Raw genomic sequence first — 26,073 nt, forward strand, 5'->3', positions numbered from 1 at the left:
ATTATATTCTCTCCTTAAATAGATCATAGACATTCTGGCTTAAATATCGTTCGCTTGAGTCTGGGAAAATAGTGACTATATGACTTCCCTCTCTTGCAGTTTCTGCTTCTTTTAATGCTGCAAAAAAGGCTGCTCCCGATGAGCTTCCTACTAATAGCCCTTCTTCTTTCGATAAAGCTCTTAATTGAGCAAATGCATCTTCATCACTTACAGTATGAATCGCATCAAAATATGAAATGTCCATAAACGTCGGCAAAAATTCCATACCAATACCTTCTGTAACATGAGGTCCAGCAGTTCCTCCGTTCAAAATAGATCCAACGGGTTCTATTATGACTGTTTTCAGCTGCTTTTTTTGTTCTTTTAAATATTGTGATGTTCCCATGAATGTTCCACCTGAACCTGCGCCAGCTACAAATACATCAATTTGCCCATCTAAATCTCTCCATAATTCGGGACCAAGCGTCTTTGTATATATAGCTGGGTTTGCTGGATTAGAAAATTGAGAAGGAGAGTAAGCATTTGGTGTTTCAGCAACAAGTTCACTTGCTTTATGAATAGCACCTTGCATTCCAAGTGCCGTATCTGTATTGACAACCTTTGCCCCTAGAGCACGCATAAGCGTCTGCTTCTCTACGCTAAATTTTTCAGGGACTACAAAAATAACTTTATATCCCTTTCCAATTGCAGCGAGTGCAATACCTATTCCCGTATTTCCAGCTGTTGGCTCAATAATCGTTCCACCAGGTACAAGTTTTCCAGATTTCTCTGCATCCTCAATCAAAGACAAACCAAGTCGATCCTTCACACTACCACCTGGATTTAAATACTCTAACTTTGCAAAGATGCGGCAATTATTTGGAATAGCAATATGAGTAATCTCCACTATTGGTGTATTTCCAACTAACTCCTGAACACTGCGAAATATTTTCATTACGCTTCCTCTTGATAAATTTGTCGCCATTCATCTTTTTTAGCTAGCATTTCTGTTGCGATTTCTTTTGCACCCTCTAAACTATGACTTGCTGCCCAACCGCATTGCACTTCATTGCATGCTGGAACTTCGCTCGCTTCAAGAACATCTTGTAATGTTTTTTCTAAAATCTCTAAAATCTCATCATAGTTTTCATGATTAATAACAGATAAATAAAAACCAGTTTGGCATCCCATTGGACTAATATCCACTACTTGATCAGTATGATTGCGAATATTTTCCGCCATTAAGTGTTCTAATGAATGCAATCCCGGCATTTCCATATGTTCCTTATTTGGTTGTTTAAAACGAATATCGTATTTATAAATTTCGTCTCCACGAGTACCTTCTTTTGTTCCTGCTAAACGTACGAATGGTGCAACTACTTTTGTGTGATCTAAATTAAAACTTTCAACATTCATTTTTTTCATGTGAATAGCTCCTCATCTTTTCGTCGCATCCATTAACCAAACAAAATCATTCATTTTTGTGAAGCTTACTTGAAATCCAGCCTCATTAAATAAATTTGTTAGTACTGGGATCGTCGTATAATATTCTCTTTCTAAATCATCTGCTACATGATGGAATCCGCGTTTTCTTTCCTTATTAATTTGTGCTTGTTTTGCTTCTTCCGTTAAGAAAACAGTATCTGCGAAAACAACCTTCCCGTTTGTCGGTAGAAGTTGAGCATATTTTCTCAAAGCTATCCCTTTTTCATCGTCTGTTAAGTGATGAAAAACATACGAGCTAACAATCGAATCTACGTTATCTACTCCCGTAGTAAATTGAAGTAAATCACCATCTACTATTTGAAACGAAGGAAAACGCTCAGCAGTTAATTTGCGCATCATCGTATTAGGTTCGATACCAATTACCGAAAAACCTGCTGCTTTAAGCTCGGCAGTTAAATTTCCTGTTCCAGTACCAAATTCGATAACTGTACCAAAAGCTCGACTTGCAACCTCTTTTAAAATAGTTTCATATCCTTCGAAAACATCTCGATATTCTGGATCTTCACCAGCTACAGATGCATCATATGAATATGCCCATTCATCAAAAATATCAACAAATTCTCTTCCCATAATATAGCCCCTTTTTCATTTTATATTATTCCTACTTGTTTACTTTGTTTTAGGCTAATATAAATAGTTATATCATAACCAAGTAATTTGTCAAATAAAAAAAGCTTCTCCACAAAAGAGAAACTTTTCGTAATTTATAATGGGAAAAATAGTGGAATGACAATTAACATCACTATGAACATAATAATTTGTAGCGGAATACCTGCTTTCACAAAGTCAAAAAACTTATATCCTCCCGCCGTCATAACTAAAGCATTTGTCGGAGATGCAACCGGTGTTGCAAAAGCCATACTAGATGATACAGCAATCGCGATTAAAAAAGTATATGGATTTGCTCCCATACTTATTGCTGCACTCATCGCAATCGGTGCAAATAAAACCGCAGTCGCAGTATTACTAATAAATTGACCAAACACCATTGTTATAAAATAAATACCTGCAAGAACACCCATTGCCCCAAAACCACCAAGGAGATCAATAATACCCTTCGATAAAATGACCATACCTCCCGTTTTCTCAAGAGCTGTAGCCATTGGAAGCATGGCAGCAATTAACACAATGCTCTCCCAGTTCATTTTTCCATACGCATCATCCATATTTCGTAAGCAACCTGTAATAATCATTAATACAGCCCCTATCAATACAGAAATAACTGCTGGGAACACTTCTGAAATCATCAAGCCAATCATTAATAACATAATCGCTCCAGCAATTGGAGCTTTGCCACTTGCCGCCGCCATACTAGCATGCTCTTTCGGTTGCCCAACAACTACGACATCTTGCATTGCTTTAGAAAGTAACTCAATTTCTTCCCAAGCACCTTGAACTAAAAGTGCATCTCCAAAACGAAGACGGACATTCGCCATTTCACTAAGTACATAATCACCCTTACGATTAACGCCTAAAATGTTCAGATTATATTTTTCTCTAAAGCCAATACTTCCAACTGTTTCATTGATCAAGCTCGAATGTGGGGTCAATAAGACTTCCGCAATTCCTAATTGCTTCGTTACAAGTACATCTGCTTCCGATTCTTCCTGATCAATCTCTAATAAATAATCTTTCACCAATTCCTCAACACTTTCCAACGTCCCCTGAATATATAAAATATCCTTCGCCTGAATAATACTCGTTGGTCCTGCCATTTCTTGATATGTAATCGGTAAAAGATTAATTCCTTCTATCGATTTACGATCAATTTTCAAAATAGCTAAGTGGTATTTAGCAGGCAGTTTTAATTCGGCAAGTTGTTTGCCAATCATGATTGATCCTTCTGGAACCTTTAGTCGATGTAAATTTCCACCTAGTTCATAGTCAATAGCTAATTGCTTTGGTGAAAGTTTATGCCCATCTTTCAATGTTTTTTTATTTTTCCCATTCGGAAGAATAAAATTTCGAGCAACTACGAAATAAACAATCCCTACAATAATTGCAATAACTCCAACTGGTGTAATTTCAAAAAAACCAAGCTTCTCATAACCATTATCGACCAACACCTGACTGACAATTAAATTAGCAGGTGTAGCAATCAATGTTAACAGCCCAGATAAACTACTGATATAAGATAAGGGAATTAAATACTTCGATGGGCTACTATTAATACTAATCGCAATACTAATAACAATCGGCAGCATTAATGCGACTGTTCCCGTATTACTCATAAATGCTCCAACAGTTCCGGTAATAATAAGCAATAAGACAAATAACTTCTTCTCACTTTGTCCCGACCATTTGAGCAATAAATTCCCGGCTGATTGTGCAAGGCCAGTCCTTACAATCCCAGCACCCACAACAAATAATCCAGCAATCATAATCACTACTGAATTAGAAAACCCTGCAAGTGCTTCTGTCGGTTCTAACACTCCTGTAATAACAAACGCTAAAAGTGCTAAAATCGCGACTAAATCCGCCCGCACTCGATTACTAATAAATAACACAATACTAATCGCTAAAATACTAAACGTAACAATAAGCTGCATCTTAAATTGCGCCCTTTCCATCGTTTTCTATCCTTATTATATAGGACAAGAGTAAGAAGTACGCCATATTAACTACCTTATATATATGTTCATCACTTTAACTTGACATCTTTACTGAAAATTCCTATTAAGGTATAATTTAATCAAAGCGGTTTTTCTGAATAATCAGATTGGAGGTCTGAAAGATGAGTAGTCTAGAAAAAGAATATCCAATTTTAAAAGAAGATCGACGTCGCAAAGAAAGTAAAAATAAGAACATTAGATACATCATGATATTAGTAGTAGGATTGATAGCCATCCTTATTAGGTTTCTGTTTTAAATTAATTTTCTAGTAGAAAGATGGTGCTTACCAATGCGATTTTGGATGTTTTTTCTTTCATTTTTGATTGTTAGGCTAGTTGGAGATATGACTATTTTTAAATTAGCATTTTTCCAGTATCATTTTTTCCAAAACGGGAATTTCATGTGGAGTTCTATACTAAAATTTTTAGTTGAAGTTTTACTATTCATAGCTATGTTTATGATTTTACAATATATTTTTAAAAACGTTGGTCGTTGGATAATGCACTATAGATATGAGTTAGCTCAGAGGAATAAATAATATTATATTCTGGGATATCTAGAGATAAAGCCCATTATTTCTTGTAAGAGCATATGAATTTTGAAAAAAAATATTTAGTTAAAGGAGACTCTACAAATGACTCTATTAAATCGGTTGAAACAAGGAGATAAAATCGGAATTTATTCCCCTTCTTCACCTATAACTTTTGATTCACCTAAACGATATGAAAGATCCAAAACGTTTCTTGAATCACAAGGCTTCGAAATTATAGAAGGAAGCCTCACTGGAAAGCAGGACTACTACCGTTCTGGAACAATTCAAGAACGTGCAAATGAATTAAACGAACTTATTCGTAACCCCGACATTCGTTGCATAATATCAACAATTGGCGGAACAAATTCTAACGCACTTTTGCCTTATATTGACTACGAAGCTTTTAAAAAGGACCCAAAAATCCTGATAGGGTATTCGGATGCTACTGCAATTTTATTAGCGATATATGCACAAACTGGAATCCCAACTTTTTATGGTCCAGCACTCGTACCTTCATTCGGAGAATTCGAGCCTTTTGTCAACTATACATATGATTACTTCAGTAGAATGTTAGTAGAAGCACAGCAGATTCCTTTCCCGGTTCCTATGCCTCCCTACTGGACAGATGAACCTCTCAACTGGGAAGTCAAAACGGCTGAAAAAGAAAAGAGAAACAATGACTGGATTTGTGTAAATGAAGGCTCTGCACAAGGAAAGTTGATTGGTGGAAATCTAAATGCGATGTATGGCATTTGGGGAAGTCCTTATATGCCTCCTATAAAGGATGGAGATATTCTTTTAATCGAAGACACGATGAAAACAGCCTCTGTAGTCGAAAAAAACTTTAACCTGCTAAAGTTAAACGGAGTGTTTGATCGTGTATCAGGCATACTATTAGGAAAGCATGAAGTATTTGATGATCAAGGCACTGGAAGACTCCCTTATGGTATTTTGCTCGAAGTGATAGGAGAAACTAATATTCCAATTTTAGCAGACTTCGATTGTTGCCATACACATCCAATGCTAACGATGCCATTAGGAAGAACAGTGAAGATGGATGCAACCAATAAAGAAGTAACCATTTTGGAACAATGGGTGAAGTGAAATCACATACAGAACTCAATAAAAATATCACGCGTGTTGATTAACCATTTTATTCAATTTTATATTATCGTTCGATTTCTAGATAAAGTATGTCTGAGTGAATAGTCACTATGCCTTCGCGCTTGCCGCACCTTGCATGAGCCAACTTGTGCTACGCCCAAGTGGGTCTCATACTTCGGCTCATGCGGCCCGACGCGCTACGGCATTCAGTAAATCTCTATCTATATAGGTTAGTAATCATAGGTCTTAACAATAAATTGTGACGATCAGTTTTCTATTTTTAATGCTTTTACATGTTCATTTACTTTCCCATCTGTCACTCTACGTTTGCTTTTCTAAGAAATAGTGCTTCCATTCTAAATACGTAGCATGCTCCATTGGATTGGAGCGAAACAGGCGGCGATACCAGCGGGTGTAGCGGATGTTTTCTGCGACGAGTAACCGCAGGAGCACCGAGCTGAAGACCCTGGACTGAACGAAGTGAAGGAAGCTGCTGAAGCCATGCACGTGGTAAGCGTCCGCCTCTGTAGCCCAAATCCTTGCCGAAACCACTAAGACGCACTATATGTAAAGTACGAATGAGGACGTAAAGCAAGTCGAAAACGAGTGTTTGTTTTAAATGGTGCTCTTTTTTCCTATTAGCACAAATTTTCAAGAAGTAGGATAATCAACAGACGTGTAAAAATATATAGAAAAATGCAGTGTGGGACTCTGCCCTCACTGCATTTCATTATTAGATAACCGTTGAATCCATTTTATAAATTCAACTTATTTTTCAACATACTTCCTCAAAATCGGTTCTAAGTAATCCTCTTTTAAAGAGCTATCATTTTCAATAAATGCTTCCACTTCATTTTCTTCTAACAACACCAAGACAAATTCATCAAATTCCGGCTGTTCTCCCTGATCAAGCAAACGCTCATTATGCTCTTCGAATAACGCTCGAAGCTCTTGTGCTGAATAATCAACACGAAGCTCAAATATAATAGCCCAAAAATCATACTTTCCTTTATTTTTAACAAACTTAGGAGCAAAATCTTTCGTATAGGAGGACTCAATACGCAAGCCCATCTCTTCCTCTAACTCACTTCCAATACTTTTGACCAGATCAAATACAGAGCCATCTAAAGCAGACTCATCCAGTCCTCCACCAGTAAATTGTAATCGTCCAGGTGTAGAGGTATGTTCATTCATCCGACCAAAAGCAATATAATTGTCACTTGTTATAACTGATACACAAGTAAAAATAACTTTACAAGGATACGTACACTCTGGATGGTGAATCGTATACAAAAAGTGTTTGTAGTCTGTTTTTATGACTGTCACTTGAAGTTCCTCAGATGTCTCTTTTATTTCCGTAATCGTAAAAACTTCTCCGTTACGTAAATAGGATTCTGCTCCGTTCGTTCCTCCCAAAACTTCTGATGCTGCTCTTGAATTTTTTTCGGAAGTAATAAAGGTGTAGAATCTAATTTAACGGTTACTTTTTTAGGTACTGTTTCAACAATGACTGGTTTCAATTATAAGTAATCTCCTTTTTATTCACCACTGTTTTAATTGGAAATCCTTCGTAAACAAACTCTTATAGCATAGTGAACTTAAGATCATACTAGTAATTGCAGAAGAACAAGTAAATACGAAGATGATTAATAGTTGGTAGCGAACAGCCTCTACTGGATCTGCTCCTGCAACAATCATCCCAGTCATCATACCTGGAAGCTGTACTAATCCAACTGTTTTCATCGAATCAATCGTTGGTATCAAACTGAATTTAACCGAGCGTTTTAAAACTTCTTGTACTGCTTGTCTAGCTGTTGCTCCTAAAGAAAGAAGTGTTTCAATTTCTCCTTTAGAAGCTTCTACCTCTCTTTTTAATTGTGTTAAAAATAACCCACACGCAACCATTGCATTTCCAATAGTCATTCCACTTAAAGGGATAATATACTGCGGAGTAGCTTCAATAATTTGAAGGCTTAAAAGTAGCCCCATCATTAAAACAACCATCGTTACAATGGAAATAATCACTTTCCACTCAATTCCGTTCAACCCTTTTGCACGCTGAGCCGCATTTCTAGCAGCAACGATAATCATTATGCATATGATAGCCACGATAAATAATATACTTTCCGACTTAAATACAAACTGCAAAACATATCCAACAGCTAGAAGCTGAATAGCTGAACGTATCGTCCCAATCGCAATATCTTTTTCTAAATCGAGCTTTTGCCAAACAGAAACAAGCATCGTAATAATAACAAATAATAATGTAAAACTAAGCGCAACTAGACTCATACAGTCACCTTACTTGTTCGAACACTTTGTTCGTTGAAAAACTCTTCAGTCTCTAAATCTCTCACTATTTTTCCATCGTCCATTAACCACACTCGTTCACTTACTTTTCTCGCCTGCTCGATGTCATGTGTCACCCATATAAAAGAAACTCCATCTTCTTTACTCATATGCATCAACAGCTGTTCCACATGTTCTTTGCTTTTTTGATCGAGTGATGCAGTTATTTCATCTAGTAATAAAATGGCTGGTCTTAATAACAAGGAGCGAACTAAAGCAACCCGTTGTTTTTCTCCGCCAGACAAATCTGTCGCTTGTTTTGCCCAGTCTAAATGCTCTAGCCCTACTTGGTTCATTAATTTTCGGGCAAAATCTTCTTCAAATATGCTGCTATGTAATTTGCTAATCATTTTTAGATTATCTTCTATCGTTCCTGGAAGCATGACAGACTGTTGCGCAACGTAACAGATCTTCATTCGCCAAGTGCGGGCATCCATTTTTGTATAAGAAGTACCGTTAAAATGTATTTCACCACTATCTGCACTCTCTAACAAAGCAAGAATTCTTAACAGAGTGCTTTTTCCTTGTCCAGATGTTCCAAGTAATGTAACACGTTCAGACTTTTGAAGCGCCGCCGTTATATCAGAAAATAAGTGAGGACGTTTTGTTTCTTCTTTCGTATCCCAATAATTTTTCGTTACATTTTTTATTGCTAATAAAGATGTCATGATTGTCCTTCCCATTCTTCTCTCAAAATCCCCATACGAATGGAATCATAGAAAACTCCATTATAAAGACGACATTTACGCAACCTTGCTTCCATTGTCATTCCTAACTTCTCCCCTACTCTAATCATTCGCTCATTTCCTGACCATGTTGTGTAGCCAACTCGAACAAGCGGCAGTTCATTAAATAAATGTGTAACCCACATACGAATTGCTTCTGTTCCAATTCCACTACTCCAATGTTTTGGGTCATAAATAATAATGCCCATTTCTAGCCATAGTGACGCTTCGTGCTCCCAGTAGTAACACAATGACCCCACTAGTTCGTTCTCTACATAAATTCCCCAATAATCTTCTTGATTAATAAACTGATCTTTTTTTTCTAAAAATACTTCTAACGTTTGTGCCTCATAAGGATCATATGGTGCATCCCACTTTTTCCATTCTGGCACATCATCTTTTGCACTTAATTCCCATAATCGTTTTATTTCCTCTTCTACTACTGGTCTAATTGTTACTTGCATCAATTTCATGACCTCCGCCTTACTTGCATATACATAATTTTATCATAATATCGGCAATATAGACTGTTTCCTTGATGAACTTTATTATGTTAGAGTGTTATATAACAAAAGTATTTAAGCAATTTAAATGGAAAAAAGGAGTGCAACAACTTTGGGTGGCAATCAGCAATTACAACGTGGGTTAGAACAACGACATATCACCTTAATGTCTTTAGGAGCAGCAATTGGAGTTGGATTATTTTTAGGATCTGCAACAGCGATTAAATTAGCTGGGCCAGCAATTCTTATCTCCTATGTAGTTGGGGGTCTCGCCATTTTGATCATTATGCGTTCACTTGGGGAGATGGCTGTACATAATCCTGTAGCTGGATCTTTTAGTAGATATGCTAAAGATTATTTAGGACCTCTTGCAGGCTATATTACAGGATGGAATTATTGGTTTTTATGGGTAGTTACTTGTATGGCGGAGATTACAGCTGTAGGAGTTTATATGCAAATGTGGTATCCAAATACACCTAGTTGGATATGGGCATTAGCCGCACTTGTATTGATGACATTAATTAATTTAATAACGGTGAAAGCTTATGGAGAATTTGAATTTTGGTTCGCACTTATTAAAATTGTTGCCATTATTGCAATGATTATTGTCGGACTAGGCGTCATTATTTTTGGTGTAGGAAATGGCGGAATTGCGGTAGGAATAAGTAACTTATGGTCAAATGGTGGCTTTGCTCCAAATGGGGTTACTGGTATTCTTATGTCCTTACAAATGGTTATGTTTGCATACTTAGGAGTAGAAATGATTGGTGTCACTGCCGGAGAAGCAAAGAATCCAAAAGTAGTTATTCCTCGTGCTATTGATACTGTCTTTTGGCGTATTTTACTGTTTTATGTTGGGGCATTATTTGTTATTATGTCCATTTATCCATGGAATGAAATTGGTGAAAATGGAAGTCCTTTCGTATTAATGTTTGAAAAAATCGGCATTGGGCCAGCTGCTGGCATTATTAATTTTGTTGTATTAACAGCTGCATTATCAAGTTGTAATAGTGGAATTTTCAGCACTGGGCGTATGTTATTTAATTTAGCAGAACAAAAGCAAGCATCTGCTTCTTTTAAAAAGATTAGTAAAGCAGGTGTTCCTTCAAAAGCAATTGTGTTCTCTGCTTTTTTATTGTTAATTGGGGTAATTTTAAACTACCTTGTTCCTGAAAAAGTATTTATATGGGTAACGAGTATTTCGACGTTCGGTGCAGTTTGGACGTGGGGAATTATTTTATTATCCCAATTAAAATTCCGAAAAACGCTAACAAATGCGGAAGTTTCTCGACTATCGTATAAAGCATTATTTTACCCAGTCGGATCTTATTTAGCACTTGGCTTTTTACTTTTAGTACTCGGGCTTATGGCATATTTCCCTGAAACACGTATTGCATTAATCGTAGGACCTATTTGGATCATCGGATTGGTGTTTAATTATTATAGAAAAGGATTCCATAAGCGGTAGAATAGATTGATCGATTATCGAAGAAGTTCGATTGATTCCACAAAAAGCCCTTCATTTCACTCGAAATGAAGGGCTTTTTCATACTCAAATATATTTTTCAAACCAACTAGTAATTTGCTCTAGTCTTGTTAAGCGTAAATTTGGTAAACCAGTTCGTGATAAGTTATGATCTGCTTGTGGGAAGCGGACGAAGCTTGTCTCTTTCCCCATTCCCTTTAACGTAATATACAGTTGCTGTGCTTGTTCAATTGGGCAACGGTAATCATTTTCACTATGCAAAATAAGTAATGGTGTTTCCACATTCGCAGCATATTTCAGCGGAGAGTGATTCCATAGCTTATCGATATCGGTCATATCTGTTCCAATTTGCCATTCACTAAAATAATAGCCAATATCCGATACACCATAAAAACTAATCCAGTTTGAAATAGATCGCTGTGTCACGGCAGCTTTAAAACGATTTGTATGTCCAACAATCCAGTTCGTCATAAATCCACCGTAGCTTCCGCCAGTTACTCCAAGTCGCGTTTCATCAATCCAATTATTTTCTTTCAACACAAGATCCAGTCCAGCCATGATATCTTTATAATCTCCACCGCCGTAATCTCCTCGAACAGCATCTACAAATGTTTGACTATAGCCATGACTTCCACGAGGATTCACATATAGCACCCCATAACCACCAGCTGCCAATAACTGTAACTCATGGAAAAATGTATTTCCATACATCGCATGTGGTCCTCCGTGTATTTCGACAATTAAAGGATATTTTTCTCCTTCTACATATCCCACTGGTTTCATTAGCCAACCATGCACATCCCACTCATTTGCACCTTGATACACAATTGCTTCTGGTTCGACAATCTCGACTTCATTTATAAAAGATTCATTGAAGTTTGTAAGAGCAGTTCTTTCACCAGTCGCTAAATTTTGCTTAAATAATTCCCCGGGAAATATTGGGTTGCTCGCTGTTACAAGTGCAAACGTTCCTGAAGCGTCGACATCATATCCATAAACATGCTCATTTTCTACAGTAGCTGGATATAATTCTCCTTCTAAAGTAGCGAAATAAAGACGAACATCTCCCATAGTTGATACTTGGAAATACAAATGATTAGCATCTGTCCAAACTACATCAGGTGCAGCTGCTCCTTGTTGGAAGTCTGCAACTGAATAATCACCAACTGGTGCATCCATTCCTTCTGTTAATACTTGGCTAATACCCGAGCCCACTTCATATACAAAAAGTTCAGCCTGTGTTGCATTTTTGAACATTTGTGTCATTCCAACAAAAGCAATATACTGATCATTTGCGGAAAATGCGGCTCCTCCAAAATAACCTTCTTCATTTTTAATAATTGTTTCTTCTTTTGTTGCTATATCAACTAGTAACAAAGGCTGGCGGAATGAAAAATCTTGATTTTCATCACGATTGACACCAACGACAAGCTTTTTCCCATCATGAGAAATCGTTTGTAAATTATACTGATAATTACCTTCTGTAAACTGTGTCAATTGTTCTGTAGCTAAGTCAATCCACCCAATTTGTTTATACATATCTTTAGGTAACAAACCAACGCCATCTGCATGATACTTCATTTTATCCACTACATAAGCTTCTGGTTGTTTCTTTTCCTCTTTTTCAGGCTTATCTGTCCAAGCTTTTCCTTCTTTTAAAGATGCAGAAAACCAAATATTTTCTCCACACGGGGACCATAGAAAGCTTGAAACTCCATTTTCTAATTCTGTTAGTTTCTTTGCTTCTCCTCCACTTGTCGGCAAAATAAATAATTGATTCTTTTCTTCACGATTACTTAAGAACGCAATATATTTCCCGTCTTTTGACCATTGGGCAGATGAAACTCTTTCTTTTTTATGCGTCCATTGTGTAATTACTTCCGTGTCCAAATTGACATGATATAAATACGCATAGTATGTATTATCTTTTTCATCCATTTGTGTTCGTATAAACACAGCTTCTTTTCCATTTGGTGCTATTACTGGACTTGCCACTGAGTGCAGTTTAAACAAATCTGCTGCTTCTAATTTTCTTTTTGTCATATTTCATCCTCTTTTCTTAAACGATTCTTTCATTTATTTCGACACTCGAAATCATTTACCTTCTTTTTATTCAAAAAAAACTCCTTTCAAGAATCAAAAAGGAGCTTGCTTACTATTTTATCACACCGGTTGTTCTTTCAATGAGCGACGTAAAATTTTACCTGTCGTATTTTTAGGCAGTTCTTCTAAAAACTCAATACGCGTTGGAACTTTGTATTTAGCTAGCTTTTCTGCACAGTATTCACGCAATTGCTCTTCTGTCAACGCTGCATCTTTTTTCACGACGAATGCCAATACTTCTTCTCCAAAGTTTGGATCAGGAATACCAACGACCGCCGCTTCTACAATACCTGCATGCTCAAATAATACTTCTTCTACTTCCCTTGGGTACACATTATATCCGCCAACGATAATCATATCTTTCTTGCGATCAACAATATAAAAATATCCTTCTTCATCTTGTCGTGCAAGATCCCCCGTATATAGCCAGCCATCGCGAATAGCATTTTCCGTTTCTTCTGGCATTTTGTAATAACCCTTCATCACATTTGGCCCTTTTACGATAAGCTCTCCTACTTCACCAACCGGAACTTCTTCTCCTAGCGCATTGACTACTTTATTTTCAACATTAATGATTGATTGCCCAATAGAACCAGGTTTCCGTTCGCGATCAATTGGATTGAAGCAAGTAACTGGAGATGCTTCCGATAATCCATATCCTTCTGAAATACGCACTTGAAACTTATCTTCAAAATTATGAAGAAGTGCAACTGGCAATGAAGAGCCTCCTGAAATCGCCAAACGAATTGTTGAGAAGTCCTCTATATTTGCTTCTGGGAATTGATATAAGAAATTATACATCGTCGGAACACCAGCAAATATCGTTGCTTTTTGTTCTTTCGCAATTTTAAATACTTCTTGTGGACTAAATCTTGGTACTAACAATAATGTAGCACCTACTAATAATGGTGCATTCACAACAACTGTTAAAGCAAACACATGAAAAACAGGTAATGTCGTAATCACACGATCTTCTGTATTAATACTCAAGTATTCCGCAACATCTCTTGCATTAGAATAAATATTCTTATATGTAAGCATTGCACCTTTTGGATGACCCGTTGTACCAGAAGTATATAAAATAATCGCCGTATCATCTTCTGAAACTTCTACAGGTGTAACATTAGGTGCAGTAGTAGAAAGTAAAAATGTAAACGATTTCACTTTTTCTTTCAATTCAGCCGGAAGGACTGCAAGCTTTGCAGTTGTCTCTGGTTGAGTCTCACAAATAATATAATGTTTAACAGATGTGAATAAAGCATTTGCTTTTTCTACTAAAGGTAGCAATGCGTCTAACGCAATAATCGCTTTTGCATCACTATTTTTAACAATATAACTAATTTCATCTGGTGAATAAATTGGATTGATCGGTACTGCCGTTGCCCCTATGCGCATCGTTGCATACAAAGAAATTAGAAAATGAGGAGAGTTGCCAAGTAAAAACCCAACATTATCTCCTTTTTCAATACCTAAATTTTTTAACACCGTCGCAAAACCTTCGATAGATCGATCAAATTCTGCGTAAGACGTATTTTCCCCCATGAATTGGTATGCAATTTTTTCTGGATGTTGCACAGCAATTTGTTGAACGCGTGAAACTAAACTCATACTCTCGTCTCCCATCTTATATTTGAATGAATATTCATTCATTACCCCATATTCATTATATAAGAAAAGTTTTGACTATTCAATAAGAAATCAAATTGGGCAAATTTAAAAGCGTGTTGTAAGCAATTTCGCTCCTCTCAACACGCTTTTAGTTTGTTTTCTCACGATGCCCTAATATGTGCAATATATCTCCATCTAATCAAATAAAAATACGAAACTTGAATAATTGTGAAAGCAATTAACACGAGCAACATTTCCATTGCAATCGATATAGCTGCTAAATCTACCCAAAAAGCTTGTAAAAAGAAAAAGGAAAATGTACTATGCACCATTGCAAGACCCCATGGTAAAAAGAATTGAGGAATTAACTGCCGATTTACAAGTTTCACAAGCTCTGGTTCCGTCACACCCATTCTTCGCAAAACATCATACAATTTCTTGTCCTTTTCCAAATCTGTATACAGCTTAAAATAAACAAAACTTCCCGCTGCAAGCAATAATACAGCTGCAACTAATAAGCCAGTAAATAATAATAAAGAAAAAGTCGCACGAATAATTGAATAATTCAAACCAGGATTTTCAAAATAAAAAGGATTAGGATTCACATTAGATGTTCCCACTGAGTGAACAATAATATTATCCAGCTCAGCTCCTATATCTTTTGTTCGCAGCCATTCCGATACATGAAAAGTATAAAAAGTAGCATTCGACTCTTCTATTCCAAACCCCGCTAACGGCTCTGTCACTAACAAATAATCCAAATCATTTAAAATAATAATTGGAGTGTCCATCGCAAACGCAGGAAATATTGGATAATTATAATTCCCTTTTATATAAATAGGAACACTACTTTCCTCCAATACGAATTGCTCTTTTGATTGATTTTCATCTTTATATTGCGCACTACCTAAAATGAATGCTTCTCCTTCATTCAACGTAATGATTGGATATTTGAGTGAAATCGCTAAACTATTAACATCCGATTCTCGAATAATATTTACTACTTCACGAGTATTAGATGATGTTTGTTTTTTTAATCGAAACCTCACAAGATCATACGACAGATTTTCCTGTTGCAATTGATTCGTCAATTGCATTAAATGGTTTTCTTCAAATGGATTATCCCAATCACTCGAGTAAAATAAGCTAACTGGATGTGTTGCTCGGTACTGAGCAGTAAAAGTCGAAAAAGAAGTAACTACACCAACTGATAAAAAAGCAATTGTGGAAACAATCGTCACAACAAAAAACATGCGAGAATTTTCACGGATTTTAATCGATGCTTCTGCAAATGCAACTAACCGGAATGGATGCCAATAAAATTGTTTTCTTTTGCGAATTTGTTGCAGTATATACAAAATACTATCCGTAAAAAATAAATACGTTCCAACAAGCGCAAGTAAAATGATAATAACCGCAACCCATATTTGCATATGAAACACAGAGAAAATAACAAGACTATAAGCCATAAAAAGCATAGCTAATCCCATTATTGCCTTCCACCTTTTATACCCAACATCTCCATCACTTTTCCAATATCCCTTCAACAATTGGGTAATTTCTTTCTTCCGAATAAATACAACACCGCTAATCGAAATAGTAATAAATAAAGATAAAAAAACAAAAATCGTTAATGCAAATGGTTTCCAAGAAAGATATAAAGGTAAGCTATCCAATAAAAACAACTCTTGAATAATCATAAAAAAGTACTTAGAAAAAGAAAAACCGAAAAAAATTCCAACTGTAATCGAAATAAATCCTAAAATCATCGTTTCTAAAAATACGAGCCGATTCAATTGATACTTTTCCATCCCTAAATTCAGTAATATTCCAAACTCCTTTGACCTCGCTTGTAAGAACGCGCTCATCGAATAGAACAAAAAGAATAATGTAAAGATGATTAATATAATTTCAGCAATAAGCATGCCACTAAAAGCAATATTTCTTAAAAACTGATCTTCAATATTCGGGTGAAACATAAGCATCGAATAAATAAAGAAAACGACTACTGAAAAAATACTCGCCATAAAGAATGCGGCATACACTCGACTATTACGTATAACATTATGATAAGCGAATTGTCGAAAGGTCATTAACGTTACCACCTAGCAGCGAAAGAAGATTTAATATTCTTTGGAAAAAGGTTTGTCTTCTGTCATCTTTATATATTTCATTAAAATATTGTCCATCTTTAATAAACAACACGCGATCACAATAGCTCGCAGCAATCGCATCATGTGTCACCATAATAATTGTCGTCTGTCTCCGCTTATTTACTTCCGTTAGTAGCTCTAATACATCCCGTGCTGCTTTTGAATCGAGATTACCAGTCGGTTCATCGGCAAGAATAATCGATGGTTCATGTATTAAAGCTCGACCAATCGCTGTTCTTTGTGCTTGTCCCCCTGATATTTCAGCAGGGCGCTTATCTAATATTGGAGTCAAATCTAGTTGCTCTGCCAAAATTGCCACTTTCCTTTTCATCGTTTCAACTGGCTGTCCATCTAAAGTTAATGGTAAAATCATATTTTCTTCCACTGTTAAAGCTGGTAACAAGTTAAAATCTTGAAATACAAATCCAAGATGCCTTCTTCTAAAAAGTGCTAAATCATTTTTAGTCAAATTTATAGGATTCGTCCCATCGATGAAAAGCTCACCAGATGTTGGGGTATCAATTGTTGAAATCATATTAAGTAAAGTTGTTTTCCCGCTACCAGAAGGCCCCATTATTGCTAAAAATTCTCCTTTTTCTACTTCAAAGCTTAGCTGATTGACCGCAAGATGTGCTACTTTTCCCTCATATACTTTAGAAACCTCATCCAATATTAATATCGACATCATGCTCGCTCCGTTCCTCTACCTCTTGTTGTTCAAATATAATGGACACTGTTGTTCCTTCTCCCACTTTAGAAGAAATGGACATTTCATGCCCTAAACGATTACATATTTCATGTGCCAAATATAAGCCCATACCTGTTGACTCTCCAGTTTTCCTTCCATTTTCTCCAGTAAAAAAAGCTTTCGTCACTCTTTTTAAATCAGATGCTGGAATTCCAATCCCTTCGTCCCGAACAGAAAATACAAGCTGTTTATTTTCAATAATCGCTTCAAAATATACTTTTTTACTTTCATCAAACGTATATTTCACTGCGTTTGTTAAAAGCTGCGTAATTAGAAGTTCTACCCATTTTACATCCGTTGTTATCAAACAATCATCTTCTATTGAAATAACAGGAAAAACACGACTTCCTATAAATAATCGCTTATTTCCCGTCACAATTTGCGAAACTAATTGCTTCAAATCTACTTGCTCGATTTGCATATCCTCTTCAAATGTATCCAGCCTTGCATTCATTAATACAGTCTCCAAACCACTTTTTAAGCGTTCCATTTCTTCCGAAACACTTTTCGTATCGAGCTGTCCATCCCCTTGCAGCATTAATTCAATAACTGCAATTGGTGTTTTCATTTGATGCACCCAGCTATTCATAAACTCTAAATGTCTATTTTGACGTGCATACAGCAGCTGTACTTCCTTTTGGTACAGTCGGTAAATATGCTGCAAATACAGTTGAATTTGTTCAATTTCTGGCGATTGCGCTTCCTTCTGTAACACCACTTCCATCTTCTTTGGTACAGAAAGGATTTTTTTATAAAATGCATATTTCCTAAGGAAAAGACCACCTAAAAAAGTAATCGTTAATATACTGCTAATCACAATCGAATAAATAGCGGTATCCACATTTCGAAATCCATCTAGCCAATACAAAGACATGATAAACAACGTTAATAGTAATTGAAACAGTACAAAAACAATGTGCTCACGAATAAATAAACGAATCATCTTAAGATTCCTCCGAACTTACTATCAACCGATACCCTACTCCTCGAACTGTTTCAATTGTAGATAATACTTTGTAGTCGGCTAATTTCTTTCGCACACGCGTCATATTGACATTCAATGTATTTTCATCCACAAAAGATTGATCATCCCAAAGATCCTCTAATAATTGTTCTCTCGTCACAAGCTTCGGATAATTACGCAAAAGAAGCTCTAAAATTGTACTTTCCTTTTTTTGTAACGGGATTTCTTCTGCTCCAATATGCAATTCCATTCTTTCTAAAAAAAGCTGAAACTTTCCAACCTTCACGACACGCTCTTCTTGCTTTGAAGCATATTCTCCATAAGTCCTTCTTAAATGACTTTTTATTTTCGCTAGGACGATTTCATAATGAAAAGGTTTCGTAATAAAATCATCACCGCCATTTTCAAGGGCAAATATTTGATCCATTTCTCCCGACCGAGCAGACACAAAAATAATTGGGCAAGTTGTATGCTGCCTTAACTGACGGCACCAATAATAGCCGTCGTACGAAGGTAAGTTAATATCTAATAAAATTAAATGAGGAGCGAACTCTTGAGACTCCTCGATTATATTGTCAAAGTTTTCAATTGTATGCACTTCATAATGATATTTGCGTAAAGTATCTGCGAGTAGTGCTGCAATTTTCCGATCATCTTCTACTACCAGTACACGATGTGTAATCAATTTTCTTCCCTCCACAAAAATTTCTATCTCTATCATAACAAAAAAGAGCCCGACATACGTCAGACTCTTTACTCAATTAAGCAAATTATGGTAGTTCAATTTCAAATGCTTCATACGTAGTTGGTTTTGATAACTTATTTGTTTTAATCAATAAACCTTCCTTCTTACCTAGTGCAAATTCTTGCTTAAAACTATTTCCTTCGATTCTTTCTGGAAATGGATTATCTTCTAGCATTAAGTAATTCCCTTTAGCGTCTTCTAGCCAGATTGAATTCAATGACAGTTTGTTGTCCACAATAGCATCACCTTGAACGTCAAAGTACACAACTACCTTGTCTTTTAAATAGGTTATATCAGTTATAAGAACCTTCCCAAAATCACCTTGGTCCAATACAAAAGGCAAACTTTGCTCTTCTATAAGCATCGCGACTTCTTCTCTTGCCAATGGTATTGTGTAAGGAATAATTCTCACTTTTTTTGCACCTTCTTTTAAAGGCGAATAGAGAAAATCAAGCTCTGCCTTTTCTTTGCCGTTTTCTATATCACCATGACCACTTCCAGTTAACATGTCTAGCACATTCCCTTTATCATCTATCATATAAAACTTCAACATATATGGATCCAGTTTGTTATTTTCTTTGTCCATCGTTATTTTCACTGTAAGATCAGTTCCAGCAGGCCCTAATTTCACAGAAGTAATTTGTACCTCAGCTTGTTCAATCATTTTAGCTTCTTGTGAACGAATAACTGTCACTTCATTTGATTGCTTCACAGGAAATTCAAACTCCCATTTTCCAGGAATAAGTCCGACTGCGTCAATTCTTATCTTCATATCAAACGCTTCTGGAAGGTCCTCAGTTGGATTAATATTCATTGTCCCTTTGTATTTTTGAGGAGTAATAAAGGCCCCAGAAGAACCAGAACTAAAATTGATTTCCTTTCCATTTACTTCAATAGTCGGTCGTTCAAGCTCACCAATCGCGAACAATGATTCTTGCGTGTAGCCAAACGTTAGTCTTGTTCCATCATAAAAAACTTCATTCATCGTCAAAGTAATTCCATTATCCTTTGAAGACTGATCGACAATTTGTGTTAAGCCCTTTTGACCAGCTATTCTTAAGCCTTCATCACCCACATCATTGAAAAAGGTTCCGATAAGTGGAATCTGCGAAGCAACTTTTGCCATCGCTGGTGAAATAGTTGCTGAACCTATAAACAAACCAAACCCAAGCACTGCAGCACTAAGCGAATAGAAAGCTATTCTCTTCTTCGATCTCTTATTTCGCTTTTCATTCATCGTATTTGCAATAATTAAATCGAGCTTATCCATTGGGACTGGTATTTTTTCCATTCCCTTTTTTAAATTTGGCCATTGGTTACTCATTTATACAATCATCCTCCTTCAATTTTTCTCTTAACAGATTAATACCTCGATGTATATTCGTTTTCACAGTGCCTTCTGGACAATTCAACAACTCCGCAATTTGACTAACTGTGTAATCTTTGTAAAACCGCAGTATGACAACTGTTTTATACTTTTCATCTAACTCTATAACCGCTTGAAGCAAATCTGGATCATTTTCACTTAATAGATAAGAACTTGCTTTACTTTCTAATATTTCTCTTTCCATAGGAATAACTTTCTTCTTTCGCTTCAACTGATCGAACGCTGTATTAATAAGAATTCGAGTAAGCCATGTAGAAAAATATCGCTCATCTTTTAAATGACTAATCGAATTAAGTGCCTTATATACCGTTTCCTGAAAGACCTCCAGTGCTTCCTCTTCGTTTTTCATATAAATGTAGGCAATCTTGTAAAGCTTGACCTTCTCTTCTTCTATTAACTCTTGAAAAGCTTTCTTATTTCCTTTTTTCGCACGCTGCACTTGCTTAATATCTGGCAAATTCCAGTCCCTCCTTTTCTTTACCTGTTAGACAAACGACATATGTAAAACGTTTCAAGTTATTAAAGTTTCTTATGTATTGGATAAAATAAGTAAGGCGTTAGCAAAATTCTGCCTACACGAATATCATATTAGAAGGATATTTTTGAACTAAGTTGTATTAAAAAAGAGCCTGACAATGTCAGACTCTTTCAGACTACTTATAATGATTAATACATGAGTTGAATTATTTCTTCTTTTGTCACACCACCAAAGTATTTTGGCACGTCAATCGAATCAAGCGCTTCTTCAATAGCTTCCTTACTATATGGCTTTCCAGTTAACAATTGCTCCACTTCTACAATATCGCCTACACCAAAGAAGTCACCATAAATATGCACTTCTTCCATAATTCCTTTATTTACTTCTAAACGTATATCTACGCCACCTGTTGGAAAACGGTGAGAATGCTTCATATTGAATTTAGGCGATTTTCCATAATTCCAATCCCATTGTTGATAACGTTCTTCCGAAAGTGCATGAATATTATTCCAGTCTTCTTCTGTAAGTTCCCAGTACTGAATATTTTCTTCACCGCCAAAAACAGAATTCAAAATTTCTAAACGAAATTCTTCAATTGTCATCGGTTCCTTTAAAAATTCTACAATATTTGCCACCCGACTACGAATTGATTTTATTCCTTTGGATTCAATTTTATCTTTGCTTACTTTTAACGCAGAAACAACTGCATCAATTTCTGTATCAAACAATAAAGTTCCATGGCTAAACATTCTTCCTCGGGTAGCAAACTGTGCATTTCCCGAAATTTTTCTACCTTCTGCTAAAATGTCATTTCTGCCTGAAAGTTCTGCGTGTACACCCATTTTTCCAAGTGCATCAACAACCGGTTGAGTAAACTTTTTAAAATTTCGGAAGCTGTCCCCATCATCTTTCGTTAAAAAACTAAAATTCAAGTTTCCTAAGTCGTGGTAAACTGCCCCACCACCTGAAAGTCTACGTACAGGTAAAATACCGTTTTTTTCTACAAACTCTGTATTAATTTCTTCTATTGTATTTTGATTTCTCCCAATAATAATAGAAGGTTCATTTATGTAAAACAAAAGAAATGAGTCTTTTTCAACATCCATTGTCTTTAATGCATATTCTTCAATTGCAAGGTTAATACGAGGATCTGTAATTCCTTTATTATCTATAAAATACATCATCATCTCTCCTTTGTAACCATTTTATCAAAAAAATCAAAGTATGTGTTGACAAAAGTTTCTGTGTTATATTACAATCACTATAACGAAAACAGTTATATAACAGATGGAGGTGGAACAACTATGTTAGAAAACGTACTTGAATTTTTCCGTAACCTGCCTGAAAAGAACTGCGCTACATGCGGTGAGAAAATTGATGAGCAGCATGAGTGTTATGGAAACCAATGCGACAAATGCAACACACTTTAATTTTATAAAATCAGCCAACTGGATACTCCCCTTTCCAGTCGGCTTTTTTTTATGGAATTTGAAATTCAGTATGTAAGAAAACATCTTAGCTGCGCAGTTTCCGGCTGACTCAAGGCTTCACATTGAGCTATACGATGAACGGGAAAATTTTTAAAGCTCGTTGGAAGTGGCTCCACCACTTTCAACAAGCTTTTTCTTCGGTCATCGTATAGCAAATGTTCGCCTTTCGCTCGCAAGAAACTTTAATGCCAAGTAGTTAAATACTTTTGGAAATAGGAGAAGCAAGTTCATTCTATATGCTTTGAGGAACACCAAAGATGCAATTTAGGCGACTCTTTGAAGGATTTTATAACGGAACACTTCTATATGCCCATCCATTATTCAGCAAGAGAAGTAGTATTTGCTACATATGAAAATTGACTTGTCATTTTTAACAAGAAAGACTGAATGATACATTTTTCTTTCTCAAGAGATTCGATTCGCTGTTTTCTGTCTAAAAAATAGAATAGTAAGTACTTCGTTAAAACACTAGATTAGATGGAATATGACTACATTCTTCTAAACTAGCTGGATGTAGTGAAAAGCGGTGACACCAGCGGGAACAGCGGATGTTTTCTGCGACGAGTAACCGCAGGAGCACCGAGCTGAAAGCCCCGCTAGGAGCACTCTTTTTGCGACGAGGAGATTGAAGCCGTACCAGCGGCAAGCGTCCGCTTGTAACGGAATCCATTCTATACATCCCCAAATCCAGTGCCCATGCTACATTTTCATATAATTGATTATCTTCCTGAAAAACGCCAACCTCCCTAAAGAGAGATTGGCATTTTTTTCATTTATGCTTCTGTCGTTTGTTTTGAATATCTTTTTGAAAACACTAACATGAAATATCCAAAAGTTACTGCTAGGAATGCAGCCGTGAATCCGATTAATACACCATTCATTGACCAGAAGTGACTCATATCTCCTGTTGAAATAGATGCTTTAAAGCTTTGTACCGAATATGTCATAGGAAGTAATTTATTAAATATTTGTAATGGTGCTGGAATTAGTTCTAACGGGAATGTTCCAGCACTTGTCGTTAATTGCATGATTAACACAAGTATTGCTACAAATCGCCCTACATCTGCTAGTACAGAAACAAGCATTTGTACTAAAGCTAAATAGGCAAAACTAGTAAACAGTGTAGAAAGGATAAATAATCCGACACTTTGTGTTTCAATTTTCAATGCAAACAACATAACAGCCACAGCAATAAGTGATTGTAAAACACCTACTACTACTAATACAGTTACTTTACTCGTATACCAAGCTGCTCCACTTGTAGGCTTAATCGCTGGTTGAACTAGTGGGAACACGATTGAAATTAGTAATGCCCCAACAAATAATCCAAGTGACATAAAATATGGTGCAAATCCTGTACCATAGTTCGGTACCGGGTTTACTGCTTCTACGTCTACATCTACTGGTGAAGCCATCATGCTGTATGTGTCGTCCGTTGCTTTTACTTCTCCAACTTCTTCACTTGCATCATGTAATTTAGATTGTAATGTACCTGTTCCTTCTAATAATTCTGTTGTACCGTCAGCTAATTTAGAAGAACCTGTAGCAAGTTCACCAGATTTTTCTGCTAATGAAGTTGTACCGTCTTGTAATTGACCTGATCCTGCCGCCAACTCATTTAAACCATTTACTAATTTAGTCGATCCATCCGCTGCAGATGCGACACCAGCATTGAATTCTGTCATTTTTTCAGCAAGTGTACCTGTTCCAGCTGCTAAGTCACCTGCTCCTTTTACTAATGGAGATGATGATTCATTTAATTTTTCAACACCTTGCAATGCTTGTTCATAGCCACCACTAATTTGAACAGCTCCTCCATGAGCTTTTGCTGTACCTTCTGAAAGCTGTGCAGTTCCTGTAGCTAATTTTCCAAGTCCTTCTGTTACAGCTGTACTACCTTGTTCTAATTGTTTTAAAGTTCCTGTTAATGCTTCCGCTTGCTCCGCAGGAAGTGTTCCTGAAAGCTGAGCTAATTGTTTAGATAGCGCTTGGATTCCTGCTGTTACATTAGCGGAACCCTGTGATAATTGGTTTGTGCTATCGTTTACTGTTGCCGTATTTGTTTTTATTTGTTCTAATGCTGCATTTATTTCTTTATCCTTTTGCCCTAATAATTTGTAGCTATTGTTTAGTTGAGAAACTCCTGCAGTATACTGCGTTAGTCCACTTTGCAAGGTAGTTGCACCTTCAGATGTTTTATTTACCCCATCTAAAAGCTGGCTCGATCCACTTTCAAGTTTAACTAATCCTACATTTAAATCATTCGATCCATTTGCAGCGGATTGTATTCCAGAAACAACTGTGTTTGTTCCATCTGAAAGTGTTACTGTGCTACTTGCTAACTGTTCTAAATAACCTTTTAGATCATTTGCACCTTTATTAATCTCATCAGCACCGTCTTTTAACTTACCGGCTCCGTCCGATGCTTCTGTAAATCCATCCCCTAATTTTGTAATTGAATCAAAAAGTTGTTCCGCATATGTTGTCGTAACTTCTTCGTTTACTTGTGCACGAATACGATCCATTGCTGTTTCACCAATTTGTCCGGATAAAAAGTTGTATCCTTCATTTGGTTTATAAAGCATCGTTAATTTTTGTGGGTTTTCATCTAATAATGTAGTCGCATGCTCAGAAAAATTTGCTGGAATTTCAATCGATAAATAAAACTCTTGATTCCCTAATCCTTTTTCAGCTTCTTCTTTCGTTACAGCTTGAAAATTGAATTCTTTACTTTCCGTGAGGTTCTTGGTCAATTCATTACCAATATCCAATTGAATCCCTTCCAGTTCAGCACCTTCATCTAAATTGACAACTGCCACTGGTAAATCACTTAAGTTTTCATATGGATCCCAAAATGCCCATAAAAACATTCCTGCGTACAAAATCGGTATAAATAATACTGCTAACATCGGTACGAGTAATTTTCTAGACCGAAGTATATGTTTCCATTCTTCTTTAATCATTTAATTTCCTCCTTGGACTTATTGACCACTTTGTTCAACTGGTCATTTTATAATAAAAAAAGGAGTCTCAAATTAAGAGACTTTTAAAAATAGTATCTCGAAACAATTCTGTAATAGATTTTTCAGAAAGAGGTTCACTATGTGTAGCTTCCCAATCAACAACAAACGCTAAATACGCTTTGAATAGTAAAAAGGCAACTAGCTCGCTATTAACTTGTCTGATTTCTCCTTTGGAAATTGCTTTTTCAATTTTAAGCTTTATATAAGAAACTATTTCTTGCTCAATTTGTACTAGAACTTGCTGTACAGCTGGAGTTCTTAGTTCTTTTTCTTCATCAATTATTTTAGCAAATAACTGATGCGTTTCACGGAACTCCAACATTTTCATCAAGGCATGATGTGCATTTTCTTGGAAAGGTGCGTCTTCTTTCAAGACACTCATTGCTTCTGATTTCATTTCAGAAATCATGCGAAGGACGATTTCTTGAAAAAGTATGTCTTTATTTTCAAAAAAAGTGTAGATCGTTCCTTTTCCAACGTTTGCTATTCTAGCGATTTGATCCATTGTTGTTGCTTTGAAACCGAAAAGAGAAAAGGATTTCGTAGCAGCCATTATAATTTCCTGCCTACGGTCCAT

The 26,073-nt window shown here is 36.2% G+C and carries 23 protein-coding genes; 3 read left to right on the forward strand and 20 right to left on the reverse strand.

The window, feature by feature from the left end; translation table 11 throughout:
• Nucleotide 1 precedes the first annotated feature (1 nt).
• The 4 genes from cysK to RUH95_RS11720 all read right to left on the reverse strand — a co-directional run bounded on the left by cysK (nt 2) and on the right by RUH95_RS11720 (nt 4,034).
• Nucleotides 2–934 (reverse strand): cysteine synthase A, encoded by a 933-nt coding sequence (gene cysK / locus RUH95_RS11705; protein WP_313893050.1) that lies wholly within the window; start codon nt 932–934, stop codon nt 2–4.
• A complete protein-coding gene (locus RUH95_RS11710; protein ID WP_313893051.1) occupies nt 934–1,404 on the reverse strand; it encodes an S-ribosylhomocysteine lyase in 471 nt (156 codons plus the stop codon). The genes cysK and RUH95_RS11710 overlap by 1 nt, the downstream gene beginning before the upstream one ends.
• Before the next feature lie 12 nt (nt 1,405–1,416).
• Nucleotides 1,417–2,055 carry a class I SAM-dependent DNA methyltransferase gene (locus RUH95_RS11715; protein WP_313893052.1) on the reverse strand — a complete coding sequence of 213 codons (639 nt, stop codon included), beginning with the start codon at nt 2,053–2,055 and terminating at the stop codon, nt 1,417–1,419.
• Nucleotides 2,056–2,189: 134 nt separating this feature from the next.
• On the reverse strand, nt 2,190–4,034 hold the full coding sequence (locus RUH95_RS11720; protein WP_313893106.1) for an SLC13 family permease: 1,845 nt from the start codon (nt 4,032–4,034) through the stop codon (nt 2,190–2,192).
• Nucleotides 4,035–4,732: 698 nt separating this feature from the next.
• Between RUH95_RS11720 and RUH95_RS11725 the strand changes: the two genes are divergently transcribed.
• Nucleotides 4,733–5,734: a S66 family peptidase gene (locus tag RUH95_RS11725; RefSeq protein ID WP_313893053.1), complete on the forward strand. Its 1,002-nt coding sequence runs from the start codon at nt 4,733–4,735 to the stop codon at nt 5,732–5,734.
• A gap of 768 nt (nt 5,735–6,502) precedes the next feature.
• On the opposite strand, the gene RUH95_RS11730 is transcribed toward RUH95_RS11725, so the two are convergent.
• From RUH95_RS11730 to RUH95_RS11750, 5 genes are read right to left on the reverse strand one after another with little or no spacing between them, the layout of a single operon-like run.
• Nucleotides 6,503–7,060, reverse strand: a complete 558-nt coding sequence (locus tag RUH95_RS11730) for a hypothetical protein (protein ID WP_313893054.1) — start codon at nt 7,058–7,060, stop codon at nt 6,503–6,505.
• 23 nt (nt 7,061–7,083) lie between these two features.
• A complete protein-coding gene (locus RUH95_RS11735) occupies nt 7,084–7,254 on the reverse strand; it encodes a hypothetical protein (RefSeq protein WP_313893055.1) in 171 nt (56 codons plus the stop codon).
• 22 nt (nt 7,255–7,276) lie between these two features.
• Entirely contained in the window at nt 7,277–8,026 is a 750-nt protein-coding gene (locus RUH95_RS11740; protein ID WP_313893056.1) for an ABC transporter permease, read from the reverse strand.
• On the reverse strand, nt 8,023–8,751 hold the full coding sequence (locus RUH95_RS11745; RefSeq protein WP_313893057.1) for an ABC transporter ATP-binding protein: 729 nt from the start codon (nt 8,749–8,751) through the stop codon (nt 8,023–8,025). The genes RUH95_RS11740 and RUH95_RS11745 overlap by 4 nt, the downstream gene beginning before the upstream one ends.
• A complete protein-coding gene (locus RUH95_RS11750) occupies nt 8,748–9,272 on the reverse strand; it encodes a GNAT family N-acetyltransferase (RefSeq protein ID WP_397469501.1) in 525 nt (174 codons plus the stop codon). Before RUH95_RS11750 ends, RUH95_RS11745 begins: the two co-directional genes overlap by 4 nt.
• Nucleotides 9,273–9,423: 151 nt before the next feature.
• Between RUH95_RS11750 and RUH95_RS11755 the strand changes: the two genes are divergently transcribed.
• Nucleotides 9,424–10,779 (forward strand): amino acid permease, encoded by a 1,356-nt coding sequence (locus RUH95_RS11755; protein WP_483880135.1) that lies wholly within the window; start codon nt 9,424–9,426, stop codon nt 10,777–10,779.
• 84 nt (nt 10,780–10,863) lie between these two features.
• Here RUH95_RS11755 and RUH95_RS11760 read toward each other — a convergent pair whose 3' ends face one another.
• From RUH95_RS11760 to lplA, 9 genes are all read right to left on the reverse strand, one after another.
• Nucleotides 10,864–12,840 (reverse strand): S9 family peptidase, encoded by a 1,977-nt coding sequence (locus RUH95_RS11760; protein WP_313893060.1) that lies wholly within the window; start codon nt 12,838–12,840, stop codon nt 10,864–10,866.
• Between the two features lie 120 nt (nt 12,841–12,960).
• Complete coding sequence (locus RUH95_RS11765) at nt 12,961–14,508, reverse strand: fatty acid--CoA ligase family protein (protein WP_397469497.1); 1,548 nt, start codon at nt 14,506–14,508, stop codon at nt 12,961–12,963.
• Between the two features lie 161 nt (nt 14,509–14,669).
• Nucleotides 14,670–16,601, reverse strand: coding sequence for an FtsX-like permease family protein (locus tag RUH95_RS11770; protein ID WP_313893061.1), 1,932 nt, complete (start codon nt 16,599–16,601; stop codon nt 14,670–14,672).
• On the reverse strand, nt 16,573–17,346 hold the full coding sequence (locus RUH95_RS11775; RefSeq protein ID WP_313893062.1) for an ABC transporter ATP-binding protein: 774 nt from the start codon (nt 17,344–17,346) through the stop codon (nt 16,573–16,575). Before RUH95_RS11775 ends, RUH95_RS11770 begins: the two co-directional genes overlap by 29 nt.
• Nucleotides 17,324–18,352: a sensor histidine kinase gene (locus RUH95_RS11780; protein ID WP_313893063.1), complete on the reverse strand. Its 1,029-nt coding sequence runs from the start codon at nt 18,350–18,352 to the stop codon at nt 17,324–17,326. Before RUH95_RS11780 ends, RUH95_RS11775 begins: the two co-directional genes overlap by 23 nt.
• A 1-nt stretch (nt 18,353) precedes the next feature.
• On the reverse strand, nt 18,354–19,094 hold the full coding sequence (locus tag RUH95_RS11785; RefSeq protein ID WP_397469498.1) for a response regulator transcription factor: 741 nt from the start codon (nt 19,092–19,094) through the stop codon (nt 18,354–18,356).
• Between the two features lie 49 nt (nt 19,095–19,143).
• Entirely contained in the window at nt 19,144–20,442 is a 1,299-nt protein-coding gene (locus tag RUH95_RS11790; protein WP_313893065.1) for a DUF4179 domain-containing protein, read from the reverse strand.
• Nucleotides 20,435–20,953, reverse strand: a complete 519-nt coding sequence (locus tag RUH95_RS11795; RefSeq protein WP_397469502.1) for a sigma-70 family RNA polymerase sigma factor — start codon at nt 20,951–20,953, stop codon at nt 20,435–20,437. Before RUH95_RS11795 ends, RUH95_RS11790 begins: the two co-directional genes overlap by 8 nt.
• A 218-nt stretch (nt 20,954–21,171) precedes the next feature.
• Entirely contained in the window at nt 21,172–22,164 is a 993-nt protein-coding gene (lplA, locus tag RUH95_RS11800; protein WP_313893067.1) for a lipoate--protein ligase, read from the reverse strand.
• A 123-nt stretch (nt 22,165–22,287) separates the two neighbouring features.
• Here lplA and yhfH point away from each other — a divergent pair, with 123 nt between their 5' ends.
• Nucleotides 22,288–22,413, forward strand: coding sequence for a protein YhfH (gene yhfH / locus RUH95_RS11805; protein ID WP_313893068.1), 126 nt, complete (start codon nt 22,288–22,290; stop codon nt 22,411–22,413).
• 833 nt (nt 22,414–23,246) lie between these two features.
• On the opposite strand, the gene RUH95_RS11810 is transcribed toward yhfH, so the two are convergent.
• Nucleotides 23,247–25,436, reverse strand: coding sequence for a YhgE/Pip family protein (locus RUH95_RS11810; RefSeq protein WP_313893069.1), 2,190 nt, complete (start codon nt 25,434–25,436; stop codon nt 23,247–23,249).
• A gap of 67 nt (nt 25,437–25,503) precedes the next feature.
• Complete coding sequence (locus tag RUH95_RS11815) at nt 25,504–26,073, reverse strand: TetR/AcrR family transcriptional regulator (RefSeq protein ID WP_313893070.1); 570 nt, start codon at nt 26,071–26,073, stop codon at nt 25,504–25,506.

Source organism: Psychrobacillus sp., from assembly GCF_032154225.1.
In the GTDB taxonomy this organism is placed as follows: domain Bacteria; phylum Bacillota; class Bacilli; order Bacillales_A; family Planococcaceae; genus Psychrobacillus.

Excerpts from the sequence above, each read along its gene's own strand:
- cysK (WP_313893050.1), bottom strand. The coding sequence starts at position 934 with ATGAAAATATTTCGCAGTGTTCAGGAGTTAGTTGGAAATACACCAATA.
- RUH95_RS11710 (WP_313893051.1), bottom strand. The coding sequence starts at position 1,404 with ATGAAAAAAATGAATGTTGAAAGTTTTAATTTAGATCACACAAAAGTA.
- RUH95_RS11715 (WP_313893052.1), bottom strand. The coding sequence starts at position 2,055 with ATGGGAAGAGAATTTGTTGATATTTTTGATGAATGGGCATATTCATAT.
- RUH95_RS11720 (WP_313893106.1), bottom strand. The coding sequence starts at position 4,034 with ATGCAGCTTATTGTTACGTTTAGTATTTTAGCGATTAGTATTGTGTTA.
- RUH95_RS11725 (WP_313893053.1), top strand. The coding sequence starts at position 4,733 with ATGACTCTATTAAATCGGTTGAAACAAGGAGATAAAATCGGAATTTAT.
- RUH95_RS11740 (WP_313893056.1), bottom strand. The coding sequence starts at position 8,026 with ATGAGTCTAGTTGCGCTTAGTTTTACATTATTATTTGTTATTATTACG.
- RUH95_RS11745 (WP_313893057.1), bottom strand. The coding sequence starts at position 8,751 with ATGACATCTTTATTAGCAATAAAAAATGTAACGAAAAATTATTGGGAT.
- RUH95_RS11750 (WP_397469501.1), bottom strand. The coding sequence starts at position 9,272 with ATGCAAGTAACAATTAGACCAGTAGTAGAAGAGGAAATAAAACGATTA.
- RUH95_RS11760 (WP_313893060.1), bottom strand. The coding sequence starts at position 12,840 with ATGACAAAAAGAAAATTAGAAGCAGCAGATTTGTTTAAACTGCACTCA.
- RUH95_RS11765 (WP_397469497.1), bottom strand. The coding sequence starts at position 14,508 with ATGAGTTTAGTTTCACGCGTTCAACAAATTGCTGTGCAACATCCAGAA.
- RUH95_RS11770 (WP_313893061.1), bottom strand. The coding sequence starts at position 16,601 with ATGACCTTTCGACAATTCGCTTATCATAATGTTATACGTAATAGTCGA.
- RUH95_RS11775 (WP_313893062.1), bottom strand. The coding sequence starts at position 17,346 with ATGTCGATATTAATATTGGATGAGGTTTCTAAAGTATATGAGGGAAAA.
- RUH95_RS11780 (WP_313893063.1), bottom strand. The coding sequence starts at position 18,352 with ATGATTCGTTTATTTATTCGTGAGCACATTGTTTTTGTACTGTTTCAA.
- RUH95_RS11785 (WP_397469498.1), bottom strand. The coding sequence starts at position 19,094 with ATGATAGAGATAGAAATTTTTGTGGAGGGAAGAAAATTGATTACACAT.
- RUH95_RS11790 (WP_313893065.1), bottom strand. The coding sequence starts at position 20,442 with ATGAGTAACCAATGGCCAAATTTAAAAAAGGGAATGGAAAAAATACCA.
- lplA (WP_313893067.1), bottom strand. The coding sequence starts at position 22,164 with ATGTATTTTATAGATAATAAAGGAATTACAGATCCTCGTATTAACCTT.
- yhfH (WP_313893068.1), top strand. The coding sequence starts at position 22,288 with ATGTTAGAAAACGTACTTGAATTTTTCCGTAACCTGCCTGAAAAGAAC.
- RUH95_RS11810 (WP_313893069.1), bottom strand. The coding sequence starts at position 25,436 with ATGATTAAAGAAGAATGGAAACATATACTTCGGTCTAGAAAATTACTC.
- RUH95_RS11815 (WP_313893070.1), bottom strand. The coding sequence starts at position 26,073 with ATGGACCGTAGGCAGGAAATTATAATGGCTGCTACGAAATCCTTTTCT.